General features: G+C 36.2%; 9 protein-coding genes and 1 CRISPR repeat array. Of the genes, 7 read left to right on the top strand and 2 right to left on the bottom strand.

Features of this window, described 5'->3' with window-relative positions; genetic code table 11:
• From ACGH4F_RS07765 to ACGH4F_RS07735, 7 genes are all read left to right on the top strand, one after another.
• Positions 1-1,487 (top strand): DUF2345 domain-containing protein (locus tag ACGH4F_RS07765; RefSeq protein ID WP_411590722.1); only part of this gene is annotated, 1,487 nt, incomplete at its 5' end.
• Between the two features lie 7 nt (positions 1,488-1,494).
• Positions 1,495-2,508, top strand: a complete 1,014-nt coding sequence (locus tag ACGH4F_RS07760; RefSeq protein WP_411590721.1) for a hypothetical protein — start codon at positions 1,495-1,497, stop codon at positions 2,506-2,508.
• The gene (locus ACGH4F_RS07755) at positions 2,508-3,665 is read left to right on the top strand and encodes a hypothetical protein (protein WP_411590719.1); all 1,158 of its coding nucleotides are present in this window, start codon (positions 2,508-2,510) and stop codon (positions 3,663-3,665) included. Before ACGH4F_RS07760 ends, ACGH4F_RS07755 begins: the two co-directional genes overlap by 1 nt.
• A gap of 132 nt (positions 3,666-3,797) precedes the next feature.
• A complete protein-coding gene (locus ACGH4F_RS07750; RefSeq protein WP_411590718.1) occupies positions 3,798-4,913 on the top strand; it encodes a hypothetical protein in 1,116 nt (371 codons plus the stop codon).
• 218 nt (positions 4,914-5,131) lie between these two features.
• A complete protein-coding gene (locus ACGH4F_RS07745; protein WP_411590717.1) occupies positions 5,132-5,248 on the top strand; it encodes a helix-turn-helix domain-containing protein in 117 nt (38 codons plus the stop codon).
• Between the two features lie 61 nt (positions 5,249-5,309).
• Positions 5,310-5,951: a hypothetical protein gene (locus ACGH4F_RS07740; protein WP_411590715.1), complete on the top strand. Its 642-nt coding sequence runs from the start codon at positions 5,310-5,312 to the stop codon at positions 5,949-5,951.
• A 562-nt stretch (positions 5,952-6,513) separates the two neighbouring features.
• Positions 6,514-6,908: a CRISPR direct-repeat array (repeat unit 29 nt; unit sequence GTGTTCCCTGTATACACAGGGATAAACCG).
• 242 nt (positions 6,909-7,150) lie between these two features.
• Positions 7,151-8,071 carry an L-lactate dehydrogenase gene (locus ACGH4F_RS07735; RefSeq protein WP_411590714.1) on the top strand — a complete coding sequence of 307 codons (921 nt, stop codon included), beginning with the start codon at positions 7,151-7,153 and terminating at the stop codon, positions 8,069-8,071.
• 128 nt (positions 8,072-8,199) lie between these two features.
• Here the strand turns inward: ACGH4F_RS07735 and ACGH4F_RS07730 are convergent, their stop codons facing one another.
• On the bottom strand, positions 8,200-9,180 hold the full coding sequence (locus ACGH4F_RS07730; protein ID WP_411590712.1) for a Gfo/Idh/MocA family protein: 981 nt from the start codon (positions 9,178-9,180) through the stop codon (positions 8,200-8,202).
• Positions 9,181-9,281: 101 nt separating this feature from the next.
• Complete coding sequence (ilvA, locus tag ACGH4F_RS07725; protein ID WP_411590711.1) at positions 9,282-10,820, bottom strand: threonine ammonia-lyase, biosynthetic; 1,539 nt, start codon at positions 10,818-10,820, stop codon at positions 9,282-9,284.
• Positions 10,821-10,822: the final 2 nt, after the last annotated feature.

Genomic DNA, 10,822 nt, shown 5'->3' with positions numbered 1-10,822 from the left:
GTCCGTTAGTTGATATTGCTGACGGGGTGATAATATTAAGTGTGGAAGGGCAAGGCAACCGCACGGATGCTTACGAGTTACATTTTACCGCTATCCCTTATCAGGTATTAAAACCGTACCGCCCTAAACCGATAGCCTGGCCACAAATTGGGGGAACCTTACCGGCACGGGTAACCAGTCCGGACAATGACACCTACGGCTATATTGATACCCAGGGTCGGTATCGGGTGAAATTTAACTATGACCTGAAAGCGTGGAAAACAGGCAATGAAAGTTTATGGGTAAGACTGGCAAAACCCTATGCCGGAGGCACTTATGGCTTTCATTTTCCGTTAATTGACGGCACGGAGGTCGCCATGGCCTTTATGGACGGCAATCCTGACCGCCCGTATATTGCCCATGCTATGCACGACAGTGCCCACCCTGACCATGTCACCACAATAAACAAACACCGTAATGTGATTCGCACCCCCACCAATAACAAGTTGCGCATGGATGACAAACGGGGACAAGAGCATATCAAGCTGGCAACCGAATACGGCAAAACGCAACTTAATCTGGGTCACTTAGTCAACCAAAAAAAAGAATTACGGGGCGAAGGGTTTGAACTGCGCACAGATGAATGGGGGGCGATAGCGGCTGAAAAAGGTTTATACCTGACCAGCCAGACTGAGCCGAAAGCGCAGGGCAAACAGCTGGATATGCAAGGCGCAATTAGCCAGATAGAAAACGCCTTATCGATTGCCAAATCACTACAAAATGCCGCCAACCAAGCCGAAGCCCACGGCGCTGACACCGACAGCCAAGACCAGCTCAAGGCAAACTTAACTGAGCTGGCGCAAAGTGGCATATTAGCTTACGCTCAGCAAGGCATTGCGTTAACCAGTCCTGAAAACATCCAGTTATCAACCGGTAACAGCGTAAGTGTCACCGCTGAAAACCAGACTGACATCACGGCATTAAAAAACATCACACTGGCGTCGGGCGATGCGATAGGGTTATTTGCTCATAAATCGGGGATGAAGGTCTTTGCCAACCAGGGGGATATTGAAATACAAGCCCAAAATGCCAACCTCAATATGGCAGCGAGACAAAATGTCAACATTGACAGTGTAGACGGCAAAATGACATTAACCGCCAGTAAAAAAATCACCTTAATTTGTGGCGGTTCATACATTGAAATTAGCGAAAAGGGCATTGTACTGGGTACACCGAATAATGTGTACATGAAGTGTAATGTCCTACAAAAAATGGGGGCAACAACGATAAATAGCGCCTTGTTAGCGTTACCCGATATGATAGGTGATTATGCCGTGAAATTTATTTGCAAAGATGAAACCGGAAAAATCTATGCCAACGAGCCTTACATTGCCACGCTGCCTGACGGTAGAAAAGTGCAAGGTAAAACAGATGAAAAAGGATATACAAAAGCCTTTCATACTATAAATGAAAACGAAACAATAACCATAGAAATGATAAGCAGGTAAGTTAATTATGGCTAATGACAAGGGAAAATCAGAAAGTGGGCCTGTATTTACCGCCCAAACAACAAAACCTGAAGGTGGAAATATTGCTGTTCAAGAAGTCGTGCTAAAAAATGTACCAACGCCTTTATTTGTATTATTTTCTTATGGTGGTGGGGGAGCTCCGGACTTTTTAAAAGCTGCCGAATTTAAAAAAGAACGATTAGAGTTTAAATACCCCGATGCTGAAGTCAGAATTATAAAAGGTTTCGAACATCCACCACAATTTAAAGCGGAATGGACAAAGTTATATAACGAACTTACCAACCCTGAAACAGCAAATAAATACGCATTATGGCAAGTTCATTATTTTGGTCATGGTGGCGAAGAATATTTGACTTTTAGGGAAGACAATAAAATTTACTTTGACGAAAATGATAACATGGAGCGTTTACCCTGGCACCCAAATGAGGGCATTTTTGTTTTACACTCCTGTCGGGGTGCCGCTTATGAAGATACGAAAAATAAAGAAAAAATAAAAAATCAAATTTGTTTAGCGAAAACCATTTCAGAATCACAAAAAACTCGTTGTTTAGGACAAGTGACTTATGCGAGTTTTACAAGGGTTGAACTGCCTTCTTATTGTGGCAGTGATATTTGTTATGACGTAGATCAGTTCGATGGTAGCTATACAGAAATTTCAAAAAAAGAAGTTTATAATTCAATTAATGAGCAAATAAAATATAAATCTAATTCTTTAAAAAATTGGGTTGATAATTTCAGACATAAACCGTCAGTTTTATGGGGGTATGCTGATCTAGGAATTTGGAGCGGACATAGAATAAAAGATTTAAAGGAAAAATATGAAAATTTTGTCAAAGAAAATAATTTAGATCTACCAAGGTTATATCCAATTTATGAAGAAATAGAGAAGCTTGGAAATAATAGTCAAATTCTTCCATGCCGAGTATTTAATCATGGCGAATTAGAAGATCGTATTGTCGAAGTGGACGTCTTTAATCAAAATGATTTGGAGTATTGTTAATGAATGATTTAAATAGAATAACAAAATTGATACCGAAAAATGTTATAGCATTTGTAATTGGAATTTGTTTTGTTATTGGTTCGATTTGTTTTTATAAAAACAATATGCAAAATCTAAACAGTGAACATAATCAACGGGAAAATGTACCTATGGACTTTACAATTTACTCTTCAACCATTCCTGAAAATCAATTATTACGGATCCACGAAGCTAAAAAGCTGTATGAATCAGCATTTGACGATGGCGTATTTTATGGTGTGGTTAATCCTGACCAATTGATAAAATTTCTAAAACATGCCTGGCAATGGGATAAAAATGCCATGCCATATTATTACTCTCTCCTTACTTGGCAGAAACATTTTGATGAAGATAACAAAGAAGAAGGGATGATCTCATTTACAGAATTTATGCGCAAATATCGGGATAAGTTAGTGGATAGTGCTGGTAACCCGTTAGTTGAACCAGAGGTGTTTAAAAGTTCTAAAATACAATGGTACTTATGGGATAAGTTTGCTGATTTAAAATACCCGTATTTTGCATATAACAAGTCTTTTAATTACGCGCCTCGTTGGTTTGATGAACAAGGAATGATGCGACCAAGTACCGATGAACAATTAGAAAAAAGTATTGAATATTTAAACTATGCCATTGAAGGAGGCTATCATTGCTACGAAAATTTAATAGCCCGTATGTTATTTCAGCAAGGAGAACACTATAAAGATCAGAAATATAAACAACTGAATAAATTAACCGAATACCGCAGAGCATTAAAATCAGACGATTTAAAACAGGCGATAGATTATGCACAATTAATGGCAGAGCATAGCTCAATTATAGGCATATTGCGCATGACTGAAGCCTATTTATATGGTTTAGGACGGGAGCAAGATCCGGTTAAAGCCTATGCCTGGTCACGGTTAAGTGATTATGCAAAACAAAAAATTATCGAGATAGGCAACAATTTAGCATGGCATGCTTATCAACTACCACCAGTTTGGGAATATAACAAAGAAATCCAAAATCGTTTAGAACAACAGCTTACCCCAGCCGAAAAACAAGCGGCATTAGATTATTTGGAAACGCTGAAAACCAAAGTGGTCACTTGGAATTATAATAAATGGCGCGATCAAATAGATGATTTTCATCCTAAACCGTAATTTATTTGACGATATTGTAGTCAGTAAAATTTAAGGTTGAATAATAATGATTAATCTGGATAGCGTGAATTTTAGTGCAGAGAATAGCGTATGAAGAATAGAAAATTGAAATGTTCAAGGTTCAAAATAGTCATGCTAGCAATGAGTGTGATAATGGTTATTAGCCTTTATCAATTATATTTTAATCAATCACTCGATAGCCAAGTCAATGTTGGTTTTGTTGAATCCGAAAACTTACCTATGGACTTTACAATTTACTCTTCAACCATTCCTGAAAATCAATTATTACGTATAGACGAAGCTAAAAAGCTGTATGAATCAGCATTTGACGATGGCGTATTTTATGGTGTGGTTAATCCTGACCAATTGATAAAATTTCTAAAACATGCCTGGCAATGGGATAAAAATGCCATGCCATATTATTACTCTCTCCTTACTTGGCAGAAACACTTTGATGAAGATAACAAAGAAGAAGGGATGATCTCATTTACAGAATTTATGCGCAAGTATCGGGATAAGTTAGTGGATAGTGCTGGTAACCCGTTAGTAGAACCAGAGGTGTTTAAAAGTTCTAAAATACAATGGTACTTATGGGATAAGTTTGCTGATTTAAAATACCCGTATTTTGCATATAAAAAGTCTTTTAGTTACGCACCTCACTGGTTTGATGAACAAGGAATCATGCGACCAAGTACCGATGAACAATTAGAAAAAAGTATTGAATATTTAAACTATGCCATTGAAGGAGGCTATCATTGCTACGAAGATTTAATAGCCCGTATGTTATTTCAACAAGGTCGTCATTATAAAGATCAGAAATATAAACAACTGAATAAATTAACCGAATACCGCAGAGCATTAAAATCAGACGATTTAAAACAGGCGATAGATTATGCACAATTAATGGCAGAGCATAGCTCAATTATAGGCATATTGCGCATGACTGAAGCCTATTTATATGGTTTAGGACGGGAGCAAGATCCGGTTAAAGCCTATGCCTGGTCACGGTTAAGTGATTATGCAAAACAAAAAATTATCGAGATAGGCAACAATTTAGCATGGCATGCTTATCAACTACCACCGGTTTGGGAATATAACAAAGAAATCCAAAATCGTTTAGAGCAACAGCTTACCCCAGCCGAAAAACAAGTGGCATTCGATTATTTGGAAACGCTGAAAACTAAAATTGTAACTTGGGATTACAATGAATGGCGAGATCAGATAGATGATTTTCACCCTAAACCTTAGTTTGATTAAATATGTTGTAGTGAATGTGTTCCCTGTATAAAGGGTTAATCGTCTCATTAATGATGAAACCAATACATAATTTATTGCTAATATATTTAGATAAACCGTTTATATCTGTGTTAACGATAAATAGCATATCGGAGTAAAAATGCTTGGAGAACGAATAAAAATAGCTAGATGTAAACGGGGATTGAGCCAGGCAGAGATCGGAAAAAAAAATGGGTAACATTTCAAGGGCAGCGGTTTCTAAATGGGAAAACGGTACTAACAAACCAAAAGACCTCGATTTATTGGCACATATCTTACGAGTGAGTAATTGTTACCAATACACATAGTGATAAACCGATCATTTATCGAGTTGTTTGAACGGAGGCATGCAGAATTATAGGTTAAATCATGAACGATAATTTAAAGTTACTTTTTTTATTTTTTATTACTATTGTTTTCTTTTATTATTATGCAAAAGCTTTCTTTTATAATTATGTAAAAGTTTTCTTTTATAATTATATAAAAGTTTTCTTTAATAATTATATAAAAGTTTTCTTTAATAAACTTTTTTCTATTATAGTGAATTTAAAATCTAATTTGGTTATACCTAAGTCATATAATAAGAAATTAAAAATTGCCACAAAAGAAATAGAAAGATTTATATTAATAATTAAGGGTATGGATAGTAAAGAAATTGGTTCTGTATTAGCATTAACTTTTGATTTAAAAAATAAAATGCTAAAAGATGGTATTAATTTGTTAGATCCAATTATAACATTAAGCGCTTATCCAAATTTATTAATCCTTCTCGAAGATAAAGCGATAAAATTACAGAAAGAAAACAATACTGTTTTTGCAAGTGGGATACTTATTTGGGTTCATACTTATAGAGGAGTATTATTTCCAGAACTTAGATATAAATCAAAAGAAATGTGGGCGGAACTTGAAAGAGGTTTTTATTATACAAAAATACATTCCCTTGATTTTTTAGATATTCAACTAGATTTAACAGATCCTAGTATCCCCATAGGATTTGATAAAAATAAATAAGCAATGAAAAAGTCGCTTTTTAATACCCTCATTAAAATTATCTTTATTATCAATTGGTTAACAAGAGGGGAAAATAATCAAACGGTATATTTTTTAAACTTTAGCATATTATTTGTTTTCATTTAATATATCATATTTACATACATCAAAACGTGTTTCTTGTATATATTAAAGGATAACCGTTTTTGAAATATCCAAAAGTTTATTTATGGATAAAAATTCTAAACTATTTTTTTATAACTTCTGCCAATTTAGTTAATGGTTATAACATGCGAGATCATGCTGAATAAAGCAAAGACGCAATTGCAAGATCAATATTGAATAGTTCGTCAAAATCAAACACCAAAAAGTAATATTTGATGTAGTCAACAAAATTGGTCGGTGCGCTGAAAATTATAAAAGTGTGCGCCATTAAAAAATCGTTTTAAATATAGGTAACTATTTGATAAATTTCAAATTAAATTTAAAATGAGTAATGAAACAAAGTGCCTAAAAAAACAACAAAAAGCCGGTAGAATTTTACATGCCCCTATTTTATTTAATAAACAATAGGTTATAATTAGTGTTCCCTGTATACACAGGGATAAACCGGGTTTAATCTGATCGCGTCTTCAAAATGTTCGGTGTTCCCTGTATACACAGGGATAAACCGTGCGGGACTAGGCGCACTAAATCAAATCCTAGGTGTTCCCTGTATACACAGGGATAAACCGCGTTAACGTTGGATCTTCTAGTATCTGATTCAGTGTTCCCTGTATACACAGGGATAAACCGCTTTTTCATCGAAATTAAATTTACCACCAATTGTGTTCCCTGTATACACAGGGATAAACCGCCTCCCCCAGCCAACCGCCTTCGTAAAAATTTGTGTTCCCTGTATACACAGGGATAAACCGTCATTTAGGGCATTAATTCCAATCGTTATAAAGTGTTCCCTGTATACACAGGGATAAACCGCAAGACAAAACTTCTGATTTATATAAAAATATTTATTCCCCAAATATGCAAAAATAAACCGAATCGGCATAATACTTGCAAACGAGTTTTAGTGTTCCAATGGAATAAATTGTTTTGACCCTATTAACATAAGAAAATGATTCCCCGTTTACACAAGAATATGCAATACTAACGCTGTGATAACAAATCCTTTCGTATCTGTATTTCTATTGATTTTATTTTTCAAATAATTGGAGTTTATTATGAAACTACGTAAAGTCATGATTATTGGAGTAGGGAATGTGGGATCCACGACGGCTTATACCTTGGTTAATCGTGGTATTTGTGAAGAAATTGTACTGGTTGATGTAAATAAAGATCGGGCTTATGGTCATGCTCAGGATTTATTAGATGCGGCTGCTTATCGGCAAAACATGGTTAAAGTCAGTTTACGTGATGCCAACGATTGTGCTGATATTGATATTGCGATTATTACTGTTACTTCGGGATTAGCGCAAAAAAGCCGAGCGGAGGAGCTAGCTGGTACGTCAAAAATTGTTGCAACGATTGTGCCCGATATGATGAAAAATGGTTTTAAAGGGATTTTTTTAGTGGCGACTAACCCTTGTGATGCGATTACTTACCAAGTTTGGCAATTATCAGGTTTACCTCGTCATCGGATAATTGGTACTGGGGTTTGGCTTGATACAGTAAGATTACGTCGTTTATTGGGGGAACAAATGGATATTGGTCCACAAAGTATCGATGCGTTTATTGTTGGCGAGCATGGCGATTCACAATTTCCCGTTTGGTCGCATTCATCGGTTTATGGCATTAACCTTAATCATCTCGAAAAAAATAGAATCGATTTTAATGATATTGGCAGCAAAGCGAAGAATAAAGGTTTTGAAATAGCTAAATTTAAGCATTGTACCGAATATGGTATCGCCAGTACGATTACTGAAATTTGTCAGCATATTTTTACTAACAGCCATCGTGCGTTAGCATTAAGTTGTATTTTACATGGGGAGTATGGTTATCAAGATGTGGCAATAGGTGTACCTGCGATTTTAGATCAGCATGGTATCAAAAAAATTATTGAGTTAGATTTTTCAGATAATGAAAAGCAGTTATTTAAAAATAGTGTCGAGATTATTAAGGGTTATATTGCACATATTAAATAAGCGTGTTTGGTCGGATAGTTGTTTTATACTCAGTCAACGGATATATCACCCAGAACGCTAATATTAGTTAGCGTTCTGCTATAAAGGTTTGGCAACTTATTATTTCATTTTGTATATTCTAAAGATCTTTAATGTTGATCGGCAGGAAACACCACACCTGTTTGTTTTCTGATTTCAGTCAAGATTGTTGATGATAGTATCGAATAGGCTAAACCGTTATGATCTACGTTGCGTTGTTGATATAGCTTAGCGAATTCTTCTGCTTCGTAATACATATCATTATTGTGTTGTGTAAGGGTGATTTCTTTTTTTTCACCGATTCTTGGTTGATAAATAATGCGCTCACAAGTGGCAAGATTTTCAATTATAAGCGATCCATTTTCGCCTTGAATTTCACTAGGAAGGTAAGAGTTACTGACTTTTGAATGCCAAATGATGACATCAAAATCGTCATAATTAAGTAAAACACTGCCATGCGCATCGACACCAGACGCAAGTTTTGTCGCACTGGCATTTATTTTATTGGGATATCCCCATAATCCTAGTCCAAAATTGAGTGGGTAAACTCCAATATCCATTATAGAACCATTTGAAAAGAAAGGATTAAACGTGTTGGGATTATTGCCATTCAAATAACTTTCGTAACGGCTGGAATATTGACAGTAGTTGAGTAGTGCTTTGCGAATTCTTCCTAACTTTGGAAGATAATCCCGAATTAATTGATAATTGGGCAAATAAACGGTTTTAAGTGCCTCAAAAATAAGTTTTTTATGTTGTTTGGCAATATTAATTAATGTTTGGGTTTGCGTCAAATTCGAGGTTAATGGTTTTTCACATATTACATCTTTATTATTTTCCAACATCAATTTGGCTTGTTCAAAATGGAGTGAGTTTGGGCTGGCAATGTAAACAACGTCGACATTGGTATATTGAGCGAGCTCGGTGAGCTTATCAAATACCGTATTAACTTGGTATTTTTTTGCCAGTTCATTGGCTTTGTAGATATCACGGGAATAGATAGCGGTTAATTGATATTGTTTAGTTTGTAATGCCGCATCAATGAATTTTTCAGTGATCCAATTGGTGCCTATTGTTGCTAATTTAATCATGGTTAATCTATCTATTTTTTTAAAAGTTTAAACTATTTGGTTAGGATTTAGAGACTATCCACTTTAATTAACGCCCGTAAAAGTGAATAGTCTTCTTTTATTTAATTCGAATTGGTTAAAAAGAGTTTTAACGATGGATTTTCGGTTTCGTTATGGAAACCATAACCTAATTCGGTTAAGTGTTTACCAAAATCATGGCTATTGGTTTGGTCAATTTCAAATGCAGCAAGAACTCGACCATAATCAGTCCCATGGCTTCGGTAATGGAACATTGAGATATTCCAGTTAGTACCAAGTGTTTGTAAGAATTTGAGTAATGCCCCTTGCGATTCTGGGAATTCAAAGCTGTAAACTTGTTCTTGAATTGGTTTACAAGGCTTACCACCAATCATATAGCGAACATGCAATTTAGCCATTTCATCATCAGTCAGGTCAACCACGGGATAACCGGCTGAAGTGAGTTGTTGCATGATGTCATCTTTTTCACTATTTTTAGTGATTTTAACACCTACAAATATGCATGCCGATTCTTCATCATGATATCGGTAATTGAATTCGGTGACTGAACGCCCCCCCAAGATCTGACAAAATTTTAGGAAACTGCCTTTTTTCTCTGGAATCGTCACGGCGATTAAGACTTCTCGTTTTTCACCCAATTCACAGCGTTCTGACACATAACGTAAATTATGGAAGTTTAAATTAGCTCCCGATAAGATATGAGCAAGGTTTTCACCTTGAATATTGTGTTTTTCAACGTATTTTTTCAGTCCCGCCAGTGCGACCGCACCCGATGGTTCAGCAATGGCACGAACATCATCAAATAAATCTTTGACAGCCGCACAAATTTCATCACTATCAACAGTAATAATATCATCGATATATTGTTGGCAAAGTCTGAATGTTTCATCACCGATTCGTTTAACGGCAACCCCTTCAGCAAATAAACCTACTCGATTTAAATCAACTGGGTGACCTGCATCTAAGGCAGCTTTTAAACAGGCTGCATCTTCAGGTTCAACTGCAATGACTTTAATCGATGGCATTATTTGTTTAATTAAGACTGCAACACCTGCTGCAAGCCCACCACCGCCAACGGGGACAAATATGCGATCGAGTTTGGCATTTTGTTGCAACAGTTCCATGGCAATACTGCCTTGTCCGGCAATCACCTGTGGGTGATCAAAAGGGGGAATAAATATGCGTCGTTGTTCTTTGGCTAATTCTAAGGCTTTGGCTTTGGCTTCGTCAAAATTCGCACCATAAAGTAAAACTTCACCACCGAATCCTTTTACTGCTTCCACTTTGATGTCCGCTGTCGTTAACGGCATAACAATGAGCGATTTTATACCTAATTTGCTAGCTGAAAATGCCACACCTTGTGCGTGGTTTCCAGCTGAAGCAGCAATAACGCCACATTGTCGCTCTTCTGGGGAAAGGCTGGCGATCATCGCTTGTGCACCTCGAATTTTAAAACTGTGCACTAGCTGACGATCTTCACGTTTGACAAATATCTGATTGTTTAGTCTGGCAGATAGTTTATCCATTTTTTCCAGCGGTGTGACTTGCGCCACATCATATACGGCACTGCAAAGCGTTGCTTTTAAATAATCAGCACCAGTCAGTATTGTTTGTTGTTTCACTT

Origin of the sequence: Gilliamella sp. CG35, from assembly GCF_046635745.1 — a bacterium.
GTDB classification, from domain to species: Bacteria; Pseudomonadota; Gammaproteobacteria; order Enterobacterales; family Orbaceae; genus Gilliamella; species Gilliamella apicola_I.
This window is presented reverse-complemented; position numbering and strand designations above follow the sequence as displayed.